Source organism: Lewinella sp. JB7 (genome assembly GCF_024297185.1).
GTDB lineage: Bacteria > Bacteroidota > Bacteroidia > Chitinophagales > Saprospiraceae > Neolewinella.
In genome coordinates this window covers 71,581-91,040 of sequence record NZ_JANCTD010000005.1, presented here as the reverse complement: position 1 = coordinate 91,040, position 19,460 = coordinate 71,581, and the positions used below count along the sequence as shown (strand labels likewise).

21 protein-coding genes are annotated in these 19,460 nt (G+C 59.8%); 5 read left to right on the top strand and 16 right to left on the bottom strand.

Annotated features, from left to right (window positions below; translation table 11 throughout):
* The first annotated feature begins 3 nt into the window (after nt 1-3).
* Nucleotides 4-975, top strand: coding sequence for an L-histidine N(alpha)-methyltransferase (locus NMA52_RS10500; RefSeq protein ID WP_254827618.1), 972 nt, complete (start codon nt 4-6; stop codon nt 973-975).
* Here the strand turns inward: NMA52_RS10500 and NMA52_RS10495 are convergent.
* The 6 genes from NMA52_RS10495 to NMA52_RS10470 all read right to left on the bottom strand — a co-directional run bounded on the left by NMA52_RS10495 (nt 941) and on the right by NMA52_RS10470 (nt 6,814).
* Complete coding sequence (locus tag NMA52_RS10495; RefSeq protein WP_254827617.1) at nt 941-1,813, bottom strand: glycosyltransferase family 2 protein; 873 nt, start codon at nt 1,811-1,813, stop codon at nt 941-943. The two genes, NMA52_RS10500 and NMA52_RS10495, sit on opposite strands and share 35 nt — an antisense overlap.
* A 24-nt stretch (nt 1,814-1,837) precedes the next feature.
* Entirely contained in the window at nt 1,838-2,551 is a 714-nt protein-coding gene (locus NMA52_RS10490) for a hypothetical protein (RefSeq protein WP_254827616.1), read from the bottom strand.
* Nucleotides 2,552-3,155: 604 nt separating this feature from the next.
* A complete protein-coding gene (locus NMA52_RS10485; RefSeq protein ID WP_254827615.1) occupies nt 3,156-3,542 on the bottom strand; it encodes an SET domain-containing protein in 387 nt (128 codons plus the stop codon).
* Nucleotides 3,543-3,545: 3 nt separating this feature from the next.
* On the bottom strand, nt 3,546-4,517 hold the full coding sequence (locus NMA52_RS10480; protein WP_254827614.1) for a MoxR family ATPase: 972 nt from the start codon (nt 4,515-4,517) through the stop codon (nt 3,546-3,548).
* Between the two features lie 78 nt (nt 4,518-4,595).
* On the bottom strand, nt 4,596-6,107 hold the full coding sequence (locus NMA52_RS10475; RefSeq protein ID WP_254827613.1) for a BCCT family transporter: 1,512 nt from the start codon (nt 6,105-6,107) through the stop codon (nt 4,596-4,598).
* An 11-nt stretch (nt 6,108-6,118) separates the two neighbouring features.
* Nucleotides 6,119-6,814 (bottom strand): M15 family metallopeptidase, encoded by a 696-nt coding sequence (locus NMA52_RS10470; protein WP_254827612.1) that lies wholly within the window; start codon nt 6,812-6,814, stop codon nt 6,119-6,121.
* Between the two features lie 73 nt (nt 6,815-6,887).
* Between NMA52_RS10470 and NMA52_RS10465 the strand changes: the two genes are divergently transcribed.
* The 3 genes from NMA52_RS10465 to NMA52_RS10455 all read left to right on the top strand — a co-directional run bounded on the left by NMA52_RS10465 (nt 6,888) and on the right by NMA52_RS10455 (nt 10,528).
* Nucleotides 6,888-8,447, top strand: coding sequence for a sodium:solute symporter family protein (locus tag NMA52_RS10465; protein ID WP_254827611.1), 1,560 nt, complete (start codon nt 6,888-6,890; stop codon nt 8,445-8,447).
* The gene (locus tag NMA52_RS10460) at nt 8,440-9,117 is read left to right on the top strand and encodes a uracil-DNA glycosylase family protein (protein WP_254827610.1); all 678 of its coding nucleotides are present in this window, start codon (nt 8,440-8,442) and stop codon (nt 9,115-9,117) included. The genes NMA52_RS10465 and NMA52_RS10460 overlap by 8 nt, the downstream gene beginning before the upstream one ends.
* 331 nt (nt 9,118-9,448) lie before the next feature.
* Nucleotides 9,449-10,528, top strand: a complete 1,080-nt coding sequence (locus NMA52_RS10455) for a right-handed parallel beta-helix repeat-containing protein (protein ID WP_254827609.1) — start codon at nt 9,449-9,451, stop codon at nt 10,526-10,528.
* A 19-nt stretch (nt 10,529-10,547) separates the two neighbouring features.
* Here the strand turns inward: NMA52_RS10455 and NMA52_RS10450 are convergent, their stop codons facing one another.
* Entirely contained in the window at nt 10,548-11,750 is a 1,203-nt protein-coding gene (locus tag NMA52_RS10450) for an aminoacetone oxidase family FAD-binding enzyme (RefSeq protein WP_254827608.1), read from the bottom strand.
* Between the two features lie 121 nt (nt 11,751-11,871).
* On the opposite strand from NMA52_RS10450, the gene NMA52_RS10445 reads away from it, so the two are divergent.
* Nucleotides 11,872-12,474 carry an O-methyltransferase gene (locus NMA52_RS10445; protein ID WP_256534242.1) on the top strand — a complete coding sequence of 201 codons (603 nt, stop codon included), beginning with the start codon at nt 11,872-11,874 and terminating at the stop codon, nt 12,472-12,474.
* Here NMA52_RS10445 and NMA52_RS10440 read toward each other — a convergent pair.
* From NMA52_RS10440 to rpsH, 9 genes are all read right to left on the bottom strand, one after another.
* Nucleotides 12,467-13,855, bottom strand: a complete 1,389-nt coding sequence (locus tag NMA52_RS10440) for an MATE family efflux transporter (RefSeq protein WP_254827606.1) — start codon at nt 13,853-13,855, stop codon at nt 12,467-12,469. The genes NMA52_RS10445 and NMA52_RS10440 overlap by 8 nt on opposite strands.
* A gap of 116 nt (nt 13,856-13,971) precedes the next feature.
* Nucleotides 13,972-15,006 carry a LamG-like jellyroll fold domain-containing protein gene (locus NMA52_RS10435; RefSeq protein ID WP_254827605.1) on the bottom strand — a complete coding sequence of 345 codons (1,035 nt, stop codon included), beginning with the start codon at nt 15,004-15,006 and terminating at the stop codon, nt 13,972-13,974.
* Nucleotides 15,007-15,153: 147 nt separating this feature from the next.
* A complete protein-coding gene (gene secY, locus NMA52_RS10430; protein WP_254827604.1) occupies nt 15,154-16,524 on the bottom strand; it encodes a preprotein translocase subunit SecY in 1,371 nt (456 codons plus the stop codon).
* A gap of 129 nt (nt 16,525-16,653) precedes the next feature.
* A complete protein-coding gene (gene rplO, locus NMA52_RS10425) occupies nt 16,654-17,100 on the bottom strand; it encodes a 50S ribosomal protein L15 (protein WP_254827603.1) in 447 nt (148 codons plus the stop codon).
* Between the two features lie 112 nt (nt 17,101-17,212).
* Nucleotides 17,213-17,386, bottom strand: a complete 174-nt coding sequence (rpmD, locus tag NMA52_RS10420; RefSeq protein ID WP_254827602.1) for a 50S ribosomal protein L30 — start codon at nt 17,384-17,386, stop codon at nt 17,213-17,215.
* A 37-nt stretch (nt 17,387-17,423) separates the two neighbouring features.
* Nucleotides 17,424-18,011, bottom strand: coding sequence for a 30S ribosomal protein S5 (rpsE, locus tag NMA52_RS10415; RefSeq protein ID WP_256534241.1), 588 nt, complete (start codon nt 18,009-18,011; stop codon nt 17,424-17,426).
* Nucleotides 18,012-18,022: 11 nt separating this feature from the next.
* On the bottom strand, nt 18,023-18,376 hold the full coding sequence (rplR, locus tag NMA52_RS10410) for a 50S ribosomal protein L18 (RefSeq protein ID WP_254827601.1): 354 nt from the start codon (nt 18,374-18,376) through the stop codon (nt 18,023-18,025).
* Between the two features lie 19 nt (nt 18,377-18,395).
* The gene (rplF, locus tag NMA52_RS10405) at nt 18,396-18,953 is read right to left on the bottom strand and encodes a 50S ribosomal protein L6 (protein WP_254827600.1); all 558 of its coding nucleotides are present in this window, start codon (nt 18,951-18,953) and stop codon (nt 18,396-18,398) included.
* 56 nt (nt 18,954-19,009) lie between these two features.
* Complete coding sequence (gene rpsH, locus NMA52_RS10400; RefSeq protein ID WP_254827599.1) at nt 19,010-19,420, bottom strand: 30S ribosomal protein S8; 411 nt, start codon at nt 19,418-19,420, stop codon at nt 19,010-19,012.
* Nucleotides 19,421-19,460: the final 40 nt, after the last annotated feature.

Below are 19,460 nucleotides of genomic sequence, written 5' to 3'. Positions count from 1 at the left end.
CCCATGACGATTTCTCAGCATTCTACGCTTAGTGCCTTCGCCCAGGACGTGGTGGACGGCTTATCACAAAGCCCCCGTCAGCTCAGTAGTAAATGGTTTTACGACGATCGCGGCAGTGAACTGTTCAAGCGCATCATGGCCAGCCCGGAATACTACCTTACGAATGCCGAAGCCGAAATATACCGGAACGCCGCCGCCTCCCTGCTCGCCCATACCGGCGGACAGCCGTTCGATCTCATCGAACTGGGAGCCGGGGACGGCACCAAAACTCAGCTGCTCATCGAGCGCTTCCTGGCCGCCGGTGCCCGCTTCGCCTACCGTCCGATTGACCTGAGCGGGCGGGCGCTCAGCGATCTCGGTAAACTCATCAAACTCCGGTGGCCGAAACTGGATTTTAATCCCATCCAGGCCGATTACTTTCAGGCCCTCGATCGACTCGGGGCTTCCACCGGGTCGCGACTACGGCTGGTGCTTTTTCCGGGTGCCAATATTGGCAATTTCTCTCCCGCCGAAGGGGTGGCCATGCTGCAGAGTGTTCGGAAATTTTTGCGCCCCGGGGATCTATTACTTACGGGTTTCGACCTGAAAAAGGACCCGGCCGTCGTCCTGGCCGCCTACAACGATGCCGCCGGGCTCACCGCCGCCTTCAACCTGAATTTGCTGGCCCGCATCAACGGGGAGCTGGGTGGCGATTTCGTCCTCGACTGCTGGCGGCACTGGGAATCCTATAATCCCGTCAGCGGCGCGGCGCGTAGTTTTCTGTTGCCGATCAAACCCCAGACCGTTACGCTGTCGAAGCCAGGACAAACCTTTCGCTTCCGGGCGTGGGAACCCATCGAGGTCGAAATCAGTCAGAAGTACAGCCTACGGGAAATTGAGGGGATGGCCGACGCCGCCGGCTACGCATTCGTACACAACTACTGCGATGCGCGGGAGTGGTTCACGGATAGCTTATGGCGAGTGCCCAACCCGTAATCCACCACTTCAGTTTCAGCGCGTCGAGGATGCGCAGATTATTCGTACGCAACAAGTATTTGGTCAACATCCGTTCGGGAAGCAATTCCGACAACTGAGCCAATTTGGGGTAGCGATCCGCGAACTTGGTCAGGCGGGTGGATAAGGTAGGGTGCTCGCGCCGGAGGGTTTTGAGGGAATCCACGGCCTGCCGCTGCTTACGGACGAATACGTCGGCCGGCTCCAGTCCCAGATGCTCCACCGGGTTGTCTAGGTACTCGATGGCCGTGCTGGTCGGGGCCAGCAATTGTCCCCACAGCGTATCCTCGTGGCCGTAGCCCTTTACATCCGGGAAGGGATGGGCCAAAAAAAACGCGCGGTCTACCCGGAAGTTATTGCTCTGGAAGTGGAGATAAGGCGTGGGGCGGCGGCGCGCGGGAGCCAGGGCTTCCCGGTGACGACCGTAGTGCCAGTGCAGGCGCAGCAAAGGATCATCGGGCATCCGTTCGGCGTAGGTGGTGCCACCGACAACTACCGGCGATTCCGGATGAAGCAAATAATTTTTTAGCCAGTGCGGATTAGGCCGGCTGTCCGCGTCGAGCATGATGAGCGTAGGATAGCGGGCTTCGGAGGCCATCTGATTGCGGATCCGGGCCCGCCCCACGTTCTCCGGAAGTTCGCGGTAGCGCACTACGTCGATCTGCTCCGTTTGCCGATTGGCCTGACGGTACTCCTCGGTACTCCCGTCGTCGTAGATCAGTATCTCGACGGGGACGGAGAGCGATCCCGCCTGACGCACCACTTCTTCCACCAGCGGACGGACATCATAATTAAATACGGGAATGCAGATCGACAGCATGCGTAGTGGTATTCCCCGGTAAAGCTACCTTTCGTGGCCCACATCCCGGTACTCGGCCGGATTCCGGTATGGTCGGGGAAGCGCGAAGTCCCTTAATTCCTCCAGGTACGGATAATAGTAATGAAGTACTTTGGCCGTACGTCCCCGTACCCACTGCGCCGGGTATCCATTGGCCAGCCGAAAGGCATCCTCTACGAGATCGGCCATTTGCTCGTAATTAAAGTCTTCGAGTCGTTCGGCCCCCGCGAGAGCATTCAGCCCTCCGTAGTTGTACCGCATGGCCGATCGCTGGGCGGCCAGCGCGCGGGGAATGTAGATCGCCCCCCGGTGCACGTACTGCCACACGTGGACGGCTTCGTGCACCAGCGTGGGCGTGCTCACCGGTCCCCAGCTGTTGACGGTATGAAAACTGACGTACAGGAAGCGGTACTGCCGGGGACCGAGGTGTGCGCGCTCGTCGACGCGCATCAACTCGTAAGGAATGCTGTTGCCGAAGACCGTGCGCAGGGTGTAGATCTCCCCCCCGGTGAGGGGACGGATCGAGGGGCTGCATAGAGACGTGCATGCTTCGTAGAAGTCGAAGACAAGACAAAGATCAAGCCACTGAAAGAACCGGTCCCACCGGCGCGTACGTACGGTTGAGGGGGGAAGCGGAAGCCGCAACCTTCGCCACCGCAGCCCGCGGAGTTGCCATCCCAGGCGGAGACGGGCGATGAGTGAATGGAGGCGGGCGGGCATGCCCAAAATTAAGAAGTACGATCCGGCCGTAGCCAAACCGTACTTCCCAAAAATTAAACCGAAATAAACCTATAGCTGTAGGGGCAGGAGTCGAACCTGCACGGGGCGGTTAGCCACCATCCATGGCTCCGAAGAGCCGCGCTCACGCGGAGCACTGAACGGGGTTTGTACCGGCCTCCCCACCCGCGAGACAAGCGGGCATGGCTGCCAATTTCATCACCCTACAAAATAATTTAAAATTGAAAATTCGAGATTTAAAATTTTAAATATTAGGCTGTAAGGGCAGGAGTCGAACCTGCACGGGGCGGTTAGCCGTCATTCATGGCTCCGAAGAGCCGCACTCACGCGGAGCACTGAACTGGGTTTGTACCGACCTCCCCACCCGCGAGACAAGCGGGCATGGCTGCCAATTTCATCACCTTACAAAGTGTCGGACGCTGCCGTTGCTTCGTCCTTGCATTAGCAAAGATGCAATCAATCGACCATACTACGCAAGTTCATTCAATTTATTAATTGAATTTATAGCATCCATCTAATACAGATGCCTAATCATTTGAAATATTATAAATTCTTGACCCGATAACTGGTGGGGATTAGACATTTTTCACTGCCCGTCGACCGGCTCGAACCACAGCCCCTCGCGTTCGTCTCCCGCCATGTAATTGATGAGCAATTCTTCACCGCCCCGGATGTCCCGCAGGGCCGTAAAACGGATCTGCTCGAATCCGTAGTCCATCTCGTAGTCTAGGTTGGGCGCCGAATCATGATTGTACAGTGAGCCGTAGCCCAGCGCCAATGCCGCCCCGGAATCTTCCCAGACGAAGTAGTAATCGTGCAGACTCGTGCGGTGAATGAGTTGCCTGTCCTCCCCCGTCAGCACGATCACCGGTGCCAATTCCACGACGGTATCCTTAGCGATCGGCTCGGCGGTAAACACGCCCCGGCCGCCGCGCTCACTCGGCCTGAGGTACAGAAAGGGAAGGTGGGTCATGCTTTAGAACAACCCTTCGATCACCGCCTCCTCCGTGATTCCCTCCGCTTCGGCCTTGTAGTTGCGTACGATGCGGTGGCGGAGGACGTACTTGGCAATGGCCTGCACGTCCTCGATGTCGGGACTGTACTTACCGTTGATGGCGGCGTGACACTTCGCGCCGAGCACCAAATACTGGCTGGCGCGCGGGCCGGCTCCCCAACTGATGTACTCATTGACGTTACTCCCCGCCCGTTCCGTATTCGGCCGGGTCTTGCCGGTGAGCTTGACGGCGTACTCGAGGACGTTATCACTGACGGGGATCTTCCGGACCAGTTGCTGGAAGAACAGGATCTCCTGTCCGCTCAGGACGTGGTTGACGCTGTTCAGGTCTACCCCGGTCGTGCCCCGTACCACGGCCAGCTCCTCTTCGTAGCTAGGGTAATCAAGGGGAATGTTGAACATGAAGCGGTCGAGCTGCGCCTCGGGGAGGGGGTATGTACCCTCCTGTTCGATGGGGTTCTGAGTGGCCAGCACGAAGAAGGGGGCCGGCAATTTATGCCGTACGCCGCTGACGGTTACGGAACGCTCCTGCATGGCTTCCAGCAGGGCCGCCTGGGTTTTGGGCGGGGTACGGTTGATCTCGTCGGCCAGCACGATATTCGCGAACAGCGGACCGCGCATAAATTCGAAGTGCCGCTCGTCGTTGAGGATTTCCGAGCCGGTAATATCGGTCGGCATAAGGTCGGGGGTAAACTGAATGCGCTTGAAGTCCAAGTCGAGCACCTCGGAGATCGTCGAAACCAACAGGGTCTTGGCTAGTCCGGGCACGCCCACCAGTAGGGAGTGGCCGTTGGAGAACAGGGAGATCAGGACGGTCTTTACCACCTCCTGTTGGCCGACGATCACCTTGCCGATCTCGGCCCGTAAATCCTGGTATGCTTGAGCGAGCGCGTCAACGGCTTCGACGTCGGAGGAAAAAGTGGGTTTTGCCATGGGGGAAGTAAATGTTTACAAGGATACGGCCCCGGCGGGGAACCCCGTTCGAAGCGTGAGTAAAAAGAACGACAACCGTCAAATGTTGTCCGCCCCGAAGCTTTTGATGACCAACCGACTCAGTCCTACCGCCCCGACCAGGAACAACAGCATGGCCGGAAATCCGCCGAGCGTGGAGATCAACCGGATACCGTCCAGGCCGGCAAAGGAAACCAGCACCCACGAAGTCCCCCCGATCACCACGCCCCACAGTAGCTTGATCCCGCCGGAAGCCTCCGCGGAGTCCGGACCGATGCCCCGCATACACAGCGCACTCATCGCCGATACGTTCGAGTCGGCCGCCGTTACGTAGGAAAGGAACACCAGGAGCAAAAACACCGCCGCCGTGACGCGCAGACCGGGCAGTTGCTCCAACAGGGTGTAGGCGACCGCTTCCGGTCCCCGGGCCGCCAGCGCCGCCGACAGGAGCTCCCCGGACGATCCGTCGATTACCAGGGCCGTACCGCCGAAGGCCACCATCCAGCAGGCACCGAAGAGTGAGGTAGCCAACAAATTGACCTCGATGAATCGCCGTACGCTATATCCCCGGGCCAGGCGCCCCAGGAACAGCGCCGTGACCGGCGCCCAGGCGTACCAGTTAGCCCAGTAAAAGGACGTCCAGGCGTGCGACCAATCCTTCGGGATGCCCGGATCGAGTCCGAGATTTCGCGGCACGAAGGTGATGAGGTAATCCAGAACCGCCCGCCCCGCCAGGCTGACCGTCTCCCGGAGGGGTCCGGCAACGAATACGAAGACCGCCAGCAGGAGGAAGCCGATGATGTTGTAATTCGATAGCACGCGTATGCCCCGCTGCAGACCACTCACGGCGGAAATACTGAAGGCTACGACAATGCTTCCAATGATCATGGCTAATTGGGTCGGCGTTGCACCCGCGTCCCCGCCCGCGTATCCCGTAATGCCTCCGTGTAGCGCCAGACTGCCGGCTCCCAGGGCCGCCGCCATTCCGGCGATGAGCGCAAAGAGGCAGAGGGCATCGATGGCCGCGCCCCCGTAAGCGTGTACCCGCTCGCCCAGCACGGGTGCCAACAGGGTGCTGAGCGAAAAGGGTTGCCCGTGGTTATAGAATCCGAGGGCGAAGAGGAGACCGCCGACGGTATAGATCGCGTAGGGCGTCAGGGTCCAGTGCAGGAAAAGGGTTGAGAGCGCGAAGACGGCCGGTGCACCCTCCCCCGCCGACGGGGGTGCGCTGAGGTGATACACGGGTTCGGCGATTCCCCAGAAAAGGATGCCGGTAGCGATCGTCGTACACGCCGTAATGGCAAACCACCGCCACGGGGGGAGCAGCCGCCGGGTCTTATCGCCGCCGATGATCACCCGCCCCAGGGGAGAAAAGTACACGCATCCGAGAAGCAGGAGGAAGGCCGCGCACGACCACGAAAAGAGCCAGTCGAAATGGTCGAGGATCCAGTCGCTCGCCCCCCGTGCCAGGCCAATCAGGGCTAGGGGATCCCGGAGGGCAAAGAGGGCACAGCCCAGCAGCGGTACCAGGGGCGGCAACAGCACCGAATACCGGATCCTCGATTGTACCACGGGCGGGTCGTTTAGGGGCACGGCCACACCCAGTCGCTGAGCGGGAACCGGGGTCCGGTGAAGTTGAAGTGCCACCACTCGGTGCGGATGGTGGCGAATCCGTGGCGGCGCAGGACGTCCTGCAGGGTACGACGATTGCGGAGCACTCGGTCCGGCAGGTCGGTGGTGGTCGTGTAGGCCTCCTCCCCGAAGAAATCGTAGGGTGTGCCCAGGTCGAGCTCCTCCCCGGTCTCCAACTCGACCAGGGTCAGATCGGCCGCGGCACCCCGACTGTGCACGCTGCCGCGCGACGGGTGGGCCACGTAGCGGGCGTCCGGCATTACATCCCACAGCCGTTGTTGGTACGGGCCGGGGCGGTAGCAATCGAACATCTTCAGCCCCAGTCCCTGCTGCCGCAGTTCTTTTTGGGCCGCTGCCAGGGCACGGGCTACCGTCGGGCGGTAAAAGCAACGCCCGCAGTCATAGATCCGTTGCTCCATGAAATTACTGTCGGTAGCGTAGCGGACGTCGAGGATGAAAGTGGGATCCAGGCGGATCAGCTCCGTCCACTGGGCGGTATCGAAGTCCGGCTGCGTGACCACCTCGACGGGGGCGGCGGGCGGGGGCACTTCCGTTGGAAAGCCGTCGTTTACGGTAGCGGCTTCGGGGGCGGGCTCGCAGGAGCAGAGCAAGAGCAGGAACAGCGAAGGGATCAGGTAGCGCATCATCGGTGGGTGGGAAGATACGTAACCACTTGCGGGGCGGGCGCACATCGCCGGGTGGGCTGTATTTTGCCCCGGCATGCGATCTACCCCCGGCATTTTCCTCCCCCTGCTCTTTCTCGGTATCCTGCTCGGAGGCGCCGCTATGTACCTCTACATCTTTACGGAAGGGGGGGTGCACTGGCCGGCCTTCGCCAGCATGTCGGCGTTTTACGCCGTGATCTACTACATCGGTGCCCGGGCCGCCGGCAAGCGGCGGGGCGGAGACGACGACGCGGACAGTATGATGCTGGCCGGCCGCGAGCTGCCGCTCTACGTAGCCATCTTCACCATGAGCGCGACGTGGGTGGGGGGTGGCTTCATTAACGGGACGGCGGAGTACATCGCTACCCAGGGGCTCATCTGGGTACAGGCGCCCTGGGGGTATGCGCTGTCGCTGGTCATCGGCGGGCTCTTCTTCGCCCGCACCATGCGACGCCGCAGGTACCGGACCATGCTCGATCCGCTCACCGAGCGCTACGGGAAAAAGCTCACGGCCGTTCTCTTCCTGCCCGCCCTCACCGGCGAGCTCTTCTGGACGGCCGCTATCCTCACCGCGCTGGGCGCCACCTTCGGCACGGTGCTCGGCATCGACCTCACGACCGCCATCCTGTTGTCGGCCGCCATCGCCGTGGCGTATACCGCCCTCGGAGGACTGTGGGCCGTAGCGCTGACCGATGTCGTACAGTTGATCATTCTATTCGTCGGCCTGGCCCTGATCGTGCCCTTCGCGCTGGAATTTACAGGCGGGCTGGAAGCTACCTGGACCGCTTACAAGTCCAAGTTCGGCAGTGCCGCTACCCTGCTCCCCTCCCGTGCGGCACTGGAGGGTAGCTACTGGACGTGGTGGGACTACGCCCTGCTGCTCGTCTTCGGCGGGATCCCCTGGCAGGTGTATTTTCAGCGGGTGCTCGCGGCGCGGGATGAGGGTACGGCCGTGCGCCTCAGTCTCGTCGCGGGGGTCATCTGTCTGCTGGCCGCCGTAGCGCCGGTACTGATCGGTATGGTTTCGGCTACGGTGGATTGGTCGGTGCTGCCCGCCGGCGCGCCGCCCGACGCGAGCGCTACCCTGCCGTGGGTCGTACGCTACCTCACTACCCCCACCGTGGCGGTGATCGGTCTGGGAGCCGTGGCGGCGGCCGTGATGTCCAGCGTAGACAGCAGCGTACTCAGCGCCAGTAGCATGGGGGTCTGGAACGTTTACCGTCCGCTCATTCGTCCGTCGCTGCCCTCCGACCGGGTAGCGGTGCTCATCCAGCGTTGCATCTGGATCGTCGGAACGGCCGCGACCCTGATTGCGTTTCGGGTGCAGAGCGTGTACGCGCTCTGGTTTCTGTGCTCGGACTTCGTGTACTGTCTCTTATTTCCGGCACTGACGTGCGCGCTCTTTGACCCCCGGGCTAACGCGCGCGGCGCCCTGGCGGGATTCGTGCTGGCGGCTTTCCTGCGGTTCGGGGGCGGTGATGAAACTCTGGGACTCCCGGCCTACCTCCCCTACCCCGCGGACTTCCCGTTCCGTACCCTCGCCATGGTCAGCGGGCTCGCGGCCATTGCCGGGGTGTCCCGCATGTTTCCACTAACCACCGAGCAAGATGACTGACTGGACCGCCTACCAGACCCACTTTCGGCGCACGCTGGCGACCGCCGAACCGGACATTCGCCGGGAGATGGAACGTCTCGGTATGGCTCCCTTCGCTTCCGATCCGGATACCACCCTGCGTCCGGCGGACCTTATGGTGGTCAGTATGAAGCCCTTTGGCGTCCCAGACCGCGCCTATCCTTGCGGATGGGAAGAACGGAAGCAACGACCGGGGCTGCACCGGTGGTACGACGGTCCCCAGGCCCAGGGGAACTTCGTACGGGAGGCGGATCAACTTGTGAATTTACTGACCGAACGGATGGCGCTGGACCTGCGGCCCCGCCAGATCTTTAATACGTATGCCTACTTCTACCGCGCGCGGGATGCCGCTCAACTCAAACGGTTCGGACTGGACCGTATCGACTGTTCCGAATTTCACCGCTCGTTCCTGGAGACGGTGAGCCCGCGGGTGGTCTGCTGCATCGGCAATGGCCCCGCCCCCTCCGCCTTTCACCTGTACCGGGAGCTGTTCGGTTCACCCGAGACCGTTCAGTTGGCCTGCGCACCCCGAACCTATATCAAGTACGCGCGTCCGGCGGGGGGGCCGCTCGTGATCGGACTCCCTCACCTGAGTTACGCGCGTACGGCATCGTTCGCGGATCAGCTTGCGGATCTGATCACCCACCCTTAATTGCTCATAACTTGCACATTAGAGGCCAAATAATGAGCATAATCAACGCAAGATGCCGGCTCTTCGCCTCCAGCGAGTAGCGGTCACAAAATGAGCCTGTTTTTGCGGACAGTTTGTCTCCTGGAAATTAGGATTTACCAGCGGAAAGGCGCTTATTTGTTCAAACACTATTTGGACCAACACTCACCTTGTCCGCTTATTACTCTGCTTAGGTCCTTCGGCCTGAGATATATCCTGTCGGTCTCCCGTCGGATGGCTTCCTTATTCGTTACCGTACGCATTGAGTGTGTCCGCCGGGTCCCCCAGTACCCGTAATACACAAACCACACCTATGACAACGCTTTCTTCTCCTTACTTACTCGCCGTATTTTCCATCTTTTTCTCCGTCGTTACCCTTATCCGGGGGGACTACGACCCGCCGCCGGGATCCGTACTCTACGTGGACGCCAATACGGCCCGTGGTGGTACCGGAGCCAGCTGGGAGACGCCCATCACTAATCTACAGGATGCTCTCCTGCGTGCCGAACACGACCGGCGCGTACGCGAAATTCGCCTGGCCACCGGCACTTACGCTCCCGGGCGCCGGAACGACAACCAGTCAGCCAACACCTTCGAGATCACCGTGCCCAACCTCACCATTAGCGGAGGCTACCGGGGCGGGGGGCAAGGGGGTAACGAGCGCGATCCGATCCGCTTCCCCACGCGCTTAACCCAACGAATGGCCGGGGCTCCCATCTTGTCGGTGCGGTACAATGCCGGTCATACCCGGCTGGATGGCCTGATCATCGGCAATCTGCCGGATTCACCCACCCGTACGGACATAGGACTGGATGTTTACCACAGCCGCATCAGCGTCATCGACTGCCTCTTCGAGGGCATCCGGGGGCGGTCGGACCGGTACTTCGCCGGAGTGCGGCTGGAGGGTAGCCAACCCGCGTCCTTCACGGACTGCCGCTTCGTCAACAACTCCGGCTCCAAGGGAGGTGGAGTCCTCGCCATCGCGGGCGCGGCGGATTTCAATAACTGTTTGTTCGCCGATAACAGCGCCGATCGCACCGGCGGGGGAACGCAACTCCTTTACCACGGGGTGTACACCTTCAACTATTGCACCTTCATCAACAACCGCAGCCGGGGCAGCGGTGGCGCCATTGCCCAAACCCCGCACGCTACGACCCGGGTGAGTCTGAACCACTGCTTGCTACAGGATAATTCGGACGCGGCCGGCTTTTCGGTGCACAGCGGCCGCACCAACGTCTCGCTGCAATCCACGCTCTTCGATCCCAACCCCGTCGAAGCGCAACGACTGAAGATTATTAATGGAGTGAGCGCGCATACGGAAGCAGCCGCACGATACATAAGCAAGGAATCGGACCTTGCGGACGACCGCCAGCCACGGTATGGTTTACGCTAACGAGTCGACGGCACGGGAATTACTGAATGTGCTCACCGATCAGCCAGCCGCCCGTCCAGGCCGCCTGAAAGTTGAAGCCCCCCGTAATGGCGTCGATATCGAGCACCTCCCCCGCCAGATACAGCGTGGGATGTACCTTCGACTGGAAGCTGCGAAAATCCACTTCCCGCAGATCGACGCCACCGGCCGTGGTAAACTCGTCCTTGTTCGTGGCCTTTCCCTTTACCCGGAAGCGACCGGCGGTAAGCTCCGTGATCAGTGCGGCACGCTGGTCGCTGGTCACGTGGGCCCACTGCTGGTCCGCGGCTATACCCGCCGCAATAACCAGGGTGTACCAGAGGCGGGCCGGCAGTCCCAATTGCGAATTCTTTGCTACCTGCTTACGGGCCAAATTCGTACCGGCCAACGCCGTTTCCACATCTGCGGGGCGCCGGGCCACCCAGTTCACGAACAACTCAAAATCGTACCCCAGCGGATGCAGCTCGCGGGCGCCCCAGGCACTCAGGCGCAAGACGGCCGGGCCGCTCAGCCCCCGGTGGGTAATGAGCAACGGACCATCGGCCTGCAATCTACCGGCCCGCAGCTGTACCCACGGCAGGCTGATGCCGGACAAGCCCGCCAACCGGGTATCCTTGATGTTAAGCGCAAACAGGGAAGGCACCGGATCGATCAGCTGGTGACCGATCCCCCGCAACAGTTTCCAAACGGCGGGGTTGCTTCCGGTCGTTACCACGAGCCGGTCCGCGTAGTAGGTACTCCCGCCAACGGTTACGGCCCAGGGTTCGGGCGGGGACGCGGGAGCGGTAAACGACTCCACCCGGGCGCCCGTGACGATCCGGATCCCCAGGCGCTTCGCCTCCGCCCATAAGCAGTCGATGATGGTCTGCGAGCTATCGGATTCGGGGAAAACCCGACCATCCTCCTCGATCTTCAGGGCCACGCCGCGGTCACCGAACCACGCCATGGTGTCCCCACAGGCGAACTTATGGAATGGCCCCAGCAGCTCTTTCTCTCCCCGGGGATAATAGCGTACCAGTTCGGCGGGGTCCCAGCAGGCGTGCGTCACGTTGCACCGCCCGCCTCCACTGATGCGCACCTTTTCCAGCACGGACCTGCCCCGCTCCAGAATGGAAACTTCCCAGTCCGGGTGACGTGCCGCGATACGGATAGCGGCAAAAAATCCGGCGGCCCCGCCGCCTAGTACAACCGTTCGTAATGCCATAAGGAAAGGCGAAGGTACTCCGTGACCCGAAAGCGAACCGGAGACCGGAAAAAGCCCCGTAATTGACCATATGCCGCGCCACCGGCGGCCCTTATTTTGCTAACACACCACACACCCTAGTATGATTGGCGACTCCCCACAAAAACCCCATTCGGACCCTCCTTTTTTAAGAGCAATTCAGCTGGAAACGCAGAAACGGGGCTTTACCATGCCCGCCGACATGCAGGTGGGGTCGTTACTGCGTACCCTGGTGGCGTCCCGTCCGGGGGGAAGGTTCCTGGAACTCGGAACGGGCCTGGGGCTTTCCCTATCCTGGATAGTCGCGGGCATGGATAAGGGGGCTTCGGTAATTTCCGTCGAAAACGAACGGATCTACTCGGCATTCACTGCTGAATTGTTTGCCCGGGATGATCGCGTCACGATCGTAAACACCGACGGAGAGCACTGGCTCAGATCATACCGGGGACCGCCCTTCGATCTGATTTTCGCGGATACCTGGCCCGGCAAGTACAATCATCTGGACGAAGCACTCGAACTGGTCAAAGCGGGAGGTATGTACGTTGTCGACGATATGATCCCCCAGGACAACTGGCCGGCGGGCCACCTGGAACGCGCTACGGCCTTACTGGAAGACCTGCACGCTCGGGAGGAGTTTTACCTGACGAGTCTGGCGTGGTCAACGGGGGTGGTGATCATGGTCCGACGATCCGACGACGTCAGATGACCTTGGTTTTCCAGTGCCCCCGCCGGAACAGCACGAGAGCAATGATGGCCAGTACCAGTTCAGCTACGACTACGGCCCAGATGACGCCCCGCACCTCCAGTCCCAGCCCTACGGCCAGGTAGTAGCTGAGTGGGATCTCCAGCAGCCAGAAGCATACGAAGTTGAGTAGTGTCGGGGTCAGGGTATCCCCGGCACCGTTGAAGGCCTGAACGGGAATAAGACCCAGTCCGAAAAACACGTAGCCAATGGCAAATACTTGGAGAGCATCACGTCCGTACCCCAGTGCCATGGGATCTTCCGTGAATGCTTGCACCAGCGGACCCGCCCAAATGTAGTACCCGAAGGAGAGCACGAGCAGGTAAACACTGGTAATTCCCAAGGTCCACCAAACGCCCCGCTCGGCACGTCCCGGTTGTTGGGCACCCAGATTTTGTCCGACGAATGTGGCGGCGGCGTTGGAAAGCCCCCACGCCGGGAGCAGGGTAAATAAAATAAGTCGAATAGCTACGGTGTACCCGGCCACCGCGGAATCTCCGAAGCTGGCCACTACCCGGGCCAGAAAGATCCAACTCGCCGATCCGATCAGGTACTGGAAGGCACCGTTGGCCGCAATGCGTACTATACGCAACTGCATGGACGCGTCTATCCGCCACCGGGTACCGGCGATCCGTACGATGGACCTGCCGGAGAACAGTATGTACAGTTGATAGGCTACTCCCAGGCCCCGTCCGATGGTCGTAGCGATGGCTGCCCCTTCCACCCCGAAGCCCGGTATGGGACCGAGGCCGAATATGAAGATCGGATCGAGCACGATGTTGATCCCGTTAGCGATCCAGAGCACCCGCATGGCGGTGGCAGCCTCTCCCGCGCCGCGAAAAATGCCGTTAAGCAGAAACAACAGCATGATGATACCGTTGCCGGCAAACATGATCCGGGTATAGCCGATGCCGGCGTCCACGACCTCCTCACTCGCCCCCATCAGCCGCAGCAGATCGGCCGCATAGAGATAGGCGGGCACGGCGATGAGCGCGCTAAGCAGGAGCGTCAGCACGATGGATTGCCCGGCGGCCCGACTCGCCTGGGCGGTATTCTTTTCCCCGACGAACCGCGCAATGAGTGCCATGGGAGCCAGACTCAGTCCGATGCCCACCGAATAGATCAGCGTCATCATCACTTCGGTAAGACCGATCGTGGTCAGTGCATACACCCCTATACGCCCTACAAAGAAGGTATCGACCAGCGCGAATACGCTTTCCATTGCCATTTCGAGCATCATGGGAATGGCCAGCAGAACGATTCCCTGGCGAATGCTACCCCGGGTGTAATCGTGCATTTCGCCCGTAATTGCCCGGCGGAGGGTGGTCCAGATCTTTCCTTGCATAGCGTAGGTAACTAACGAAAGGGGAACAACCGAAAGTTGCGGTGCCTCCCAAAAACGCCGGCCCCCGTCCGTGAGGAGCGGGGGCCGGCATCAGCTGGTCATTCGGTCGGCGAGGCCTACCGCACGATCAGTTTTCCGGAAGCCAGGCGGCGGCCATCGGTAACCGATACCGAGTAGGCACCGGGAACGAGGTTCTGCTCTAACTGGATGCGATCGATAACACTCTGGTAAGTGCGCGACAGAACCAGACGACCCTGCAGGTCAACCACTCGCAGTTGCACGTCCGTGCCGGGGGCAAATACGTCGTGGTCGAGACTCACCGTGACCGCTTCTCCGGTGCGAACGGGATTAGCAGACAGACTCAGGGCGGAAGCTGCGAGCACTTCCCGTGTACCACTTAGATCAAGGCCGGCCAGCAGGGCGACTTCGGTTTCGGTGATTACGCGATTGTAGAAACGCAGGTCGTCCATCAGACCGTCGAAGGTCTGGGTTTCCGTTTCGTCGGCCTTATGGTGACCCACGATGTACTCCCCGCAGGAAGGCTCTACCTGCTTGCCGCCGGTGAGGGAATCCTGGTTGGTCAGTCTACCGTTGACGTAGAAATTGAACAGGCGGGTCTCGGGATCGATGGTGAGTGCGAGGTGAATCCACTCATCGGCGGCGACGCCGACGGGGGAGTATTCGCTGCTGGTCCGGTCGTTGCCGACGAAGGACACGATGGTATCGGCCTTGACTCCGTCACCCGGCGTCTGCAGGTAAAGCGTAACCCGGCCGGTGGCACCACAGCCATCTTCCTGGGCCAGGTAATTCTGGCGCTTAGCCCCCAGGGATGCGCCCCGGTGCTTAACCCACATCGCGAAACTGGCCGGCGTACCGCCGTCAATCTCACGACCGGGGATCAGTGCTTCCGCGGGAGTCTTGAAGTAGCTGTCCGTAGTGAAAAACCGGATTGACTGGCTGCCGGTCTTGCTGTCGTCGTCGGCAAAGGTTAGGTTACCGTTGCTCGGGGCGGCGGTCCCGGAAATGGAATCCACCAGATCGCCTTCGAAGTTGTAGTAGACGACCAGGCCCGAGTCAAGATTCTGCCCCATGACGGGGATGGCGATGCCGAGACAGAGCGCGAGGGATAGAAGGGTAGAAATTCGTTTCATAGGATATGGGTTAGTGAGAGAATGCCTCCCCAACAAATGACCCTGGCAGGGCGGTTAGGGCGCACGTGATTTTGCAAATATCGCAAAAAAAGAGCGGATATCCCGGTGAAGGATATCCGCTCGTGTTCAAAAAACAGATTTTGGAGGCTAAAAATCGGCACCTATCTGCTGCATACGGCTTCCGGTGCCCCGGCCCTGTAGACGGCCCTCCTTCGAGAGGCCGTCGTACTTACGCATGAGAAGGTAAGTATCGATTTGCTGGAGCGTATCGAGGACCACTCCGACCATGATGATCAGGGAGGTACCACCGAAAAAGATCGCAAACTGCTGGTTAACGCCCAAGCCGGCTACGAAAGCGGGCAGAATGGCAATGAGACCGAGCAGGATCGACCCCGGCAGGGTAATGCGGCTGGTGATAGAGTCAATGTATTCTTCCGTCTCGGTCCCGCCCCGCACGCCGGGGATGAAGGCGTTCTGACGCTTCAGGTACTCGGTGTACTGACTGGGGTTGACGACCAGAGCGGTGTAGACGTAGGTGAAGGCTACGACCAGGACGAAGTAGACGATGTTGTAGAGGGGCGACGTAAAGTCGTTAAACTGCAGGGCCAGCCAGCTCGTCTCGGCATCTCCTCCGGCAAAACCCGCGAGGCTCGCGGGCACGAACATCAGAGCCTGCGCAAAGATGATCGGCATAACGCCGGAAGCGTTGACCTTCAGGGGGATGTAGTCGCGTGCCGTGGCGGAGGGCGCTGCCCCCTGTCCGCGACCAACCATACGCTTAGCGAACTGGATCGGAATCTTACGTACACCGGTTACGATCATGACCGTAGCCATGGTGACCAGGAAGAAGCCGAGCATCTCGAGTACGAAAATCAGGAGCGCTCCGGCCTGCAGGCGCGACTGGAGCTCGAAACCCAGGGCGGACGGGAGACCGACAATGATACCCACCGTGATCAGCAGGGATACACCGTTGCCGATGCCGCGATCCGTGATGCGCTCTCCCAACCACATGGCGAAGATGGTGCCGGTCGAGAGAATGATGATGCCCGAGATCCAGAATACGGATGGGCTGACGGCGGGGCTTAATCCACCCTGCGTTTTGATGTAGGTAAGGTAACCCGCTCCCTGGACCAGCGTGATGGCCACGGTGAGCGCCCGGGTGATCTGGGTAAGCTTTTTACGTCCCGATTCGCCCTCCGTCTTTTGCAGTTTCTGGAAGTAAGGGACCGCAAAACCCAGCAACTGTACGATGATACTGGCCGTAATGTAGGGCATGATGCCCAGGGCCATGATGGAGGCGTTGTTGAAGGCGCCTCCCGTAAACAGGTTGATGAGTCCGAGGAGATCGTTGGGATCACCCTGGCTGGCCAGGCTGGCCTTCAGCGCGGCCACGTCGGCACCCGGGAGAACAATGAAGGATCCGAGCCGGTAAACTGCCATGAGGGCGAGCGTGAAGAGGATGCGATTGCGCAGCTCCTCGATCGACCAGATGTTCTTTATATTCTCGAAAAACTTCATGGCAAGTTCTTTTATTGATTCGCCGGTAAGATCAGGCGGTTAAGGTGAAGACTAAAACAGAATACGGGATACCATTGGTACCTCCGTATTCTCGTTTAAATCTTTATCCACTCCTGCGTAGGGGCTAAATTAGGCAATGGTGAGGCTACCACCGGCCTTCTCAATGGCTTCCTTCGCGGAAGCACTCGCGGCGTGAGCGGTAATCGAAAGACCCGAAGTCAGCTCACCGTTCCCGAGAACCTTGATCCGATCGTTCTTCTTTACGATACCGGCATCATAGAGGGCGGTGGGGGTAATCTCGGTCAAGTTGTGCTTTTCGCTGATCGCCTGCAAATGCTCCAGGTTCAAAGCTACGTATTCTACACGATTCGGGCTGTTAAATCCACGCTTGGGCAACCGCATCTGCAGGGGCATCTGTCCGCCCTCGAAGTTACGCTTGCTCTTGTAACCGCTGCGCGACTTGGCGCCCTTGTGGCCACGGGTGGAGGTACCACCGCGTCCGGATCCCTGTCCGCGGGCAATCCGCTTACCCGACTTGGTAGAGCCGGCGGCGGGCTTGAGATTATTGAGTTCCATTATATTTTATTTTGATCACCGTGTCCAGTATCGGCCGATTAAATGGCCGCAGCCATCCGGCGGATTCCGTAGCCGGAGATTCCGCACCGCCGGGTTTCCCGGGCGAACCGATTTACTCGACTACGACGAGGTGACTTACCTTATTAACCATACCGCGGATTACGGGGGTGTCTTCCCGCTCGACGGTCTGGTTCATTTTCTTAATGCCAAGCGCCTTGATGGTATCCTTCTGGCTCTTTGGCCGGTCGATCACACTCTTGACTTGGGTAATTTTAATCTTTGCCATGATACATGGTTTGCGCCCGGAGGCGGGTGGACGTGAATTAGCCTTCGAAGAGTTTCTCCATGGAAATTCCGCGCTGCTTGGCGATGGTCTGCGGGCTGCGCAGCTTCTGCAGGGCGTCGATCGTGGCCTTGATTACGTTGTGGGGGTTGGACGAGCCCTGCGACTTGGCCAGTACGTTGTGTACTCCGGCGATGTCGAGAACGGCGCGCATGGCACCACCGGCAATTACACCGGTACCCTCGCTAGCGGGCTTGAGCAGGACCTTACCGGCACCGTACTTACCCAACTGCTCGTGGGGGATGGTTCCTTTGTACAGGGGCACCTTGATCATGCTCTTACGGGCGATATCGGTAGCCTTCTGAATAGCCTCGGAAATGTCACGGGCCTTGCCCATGCCGTGCCCGACCTTTCCGTTACCGTCACCAACCACGACGATGGCAGCGAAGGTGAAGGTGCGACCACCCTTGGTTACTTTGGAAACCCGGTTAAGGGCTACCATCTTTTCCTTCAGATCGGATTCGTGCTGGTCACCGCGGTTGTTCCGGCCCCGGTTATCACGGGAGTCACGACGATTGCTGTTGCGGTTGTTACCACCGCCGCCGCTGTTGTTTCTATTATCAGCCATTGGAGCTTATTTTAAAGGTTCAGGCCACCCTCGCGGGCACCTTCAGCGAGTGACTTCACCCGACCGTGATACAAATAACCACCGCGGTCAAACACGGCTCGTTCGATGCCGGCGGCCTTGGCGCGCTCGGCGATGAGCTTTCCGACTTCCTTCGACTGGTCGGACTTATTACCCTCGTTGGCAACGTTCGCCTCGAAGCTGGAAGCGCTGGCCAGGGTGTTCCCGGTAACGTCATCGATCAGCTGAGCGTAGATGTACCGATTGGAGCGGAAGATATTGAGGCGCGGACGATCGGCCGTACCCTGAATTTTTTTGCGGACGCGGGAGTGAATACGCTTGCGCCGCTTGAGTTTCGTTAGTTGCATTGCTTTTACTTTTGGCCTACTACTTCTTAGCGGCGGTCTTACCAGCTTTACGGCGGATGGTTTCTCCTTCGAAGCGGATACCCTTTCCTTTGTAGGGCTCCGGCTTGCGGAGGCTGCGGATCTTGGCGGCTACCTGTCCGATAAGCTGCTTGTCCATGCTCTTCAGCGTGATGATGGGGTTCTTACCCTTCGCACTGACGGTCTCCACGCTTACTTCCGACGGGACGACGAAGTAGATGGGGTGAGAGTACCCCAGGGTGAGGATGAGCAGATTGCCCTTGTTCTCCGCCCGGTAACCGACGCCGATGACCTCCAGCGACAGCGTGTAGCCGTTGGTAACGCCCTCGACCATGTTGGCGAGCAGCGAACGGTACAGACCGTGAAAACTGCGGTGACGCTTGCTGTCGGTCGGCCGGGTTACCTGGATCTCGGATTCTTTCACCTCGATGCCCATGTCGGGGTCAACTTGTTGGGTGAGCTGGCCCTTGGGGCCTTTGACCGTAACGAGGTTTCCCTTGCTTACGGTAACGGTGACGCCCGAAGGGAGGCCAACCGGATTTTTGCCAATTCTAGACATAATGATTGATTGATCTTACGGACGGCCAAGAGCTATCCTGCAGAGTGATTCTATGGTTAGTATACGTAAGCCAGTACTTCACCGCCGACCTTCTGTTCGGTGGCTTGCCGACCGGTCATGACACCCTTACTGGTCGACACGATGGCAATGCCCAGTCCGTTGATCACGCGTGGCATGGCGTCGGACTTCGCGTACTGGCGCAGACCGGGCTTGGATACACGAATGAGCTTCCGGATGACCGGGCGCTTGGTTTCCCGTTCGTACTTGAGTGCAATGGAAATCTCTCCCTGCTTGCCCTTACCGGCTTCATCGTCAAACTTGTACTTCAGGATAAAGCCCTGATCGTAGAGAATTTCGGTGATGCGCTTCTTGGTACGGGAGGCGGGAATGGTCACTACCCGGTGTCCGGCGATCTGCGCGTTGCGGATGCGGGTCAGGTAGTCGGCAATGGGATCGGTAACTGCCATGGGATAAAACGATTGCGCCCCGTGGTTTTCCGTATGTAGG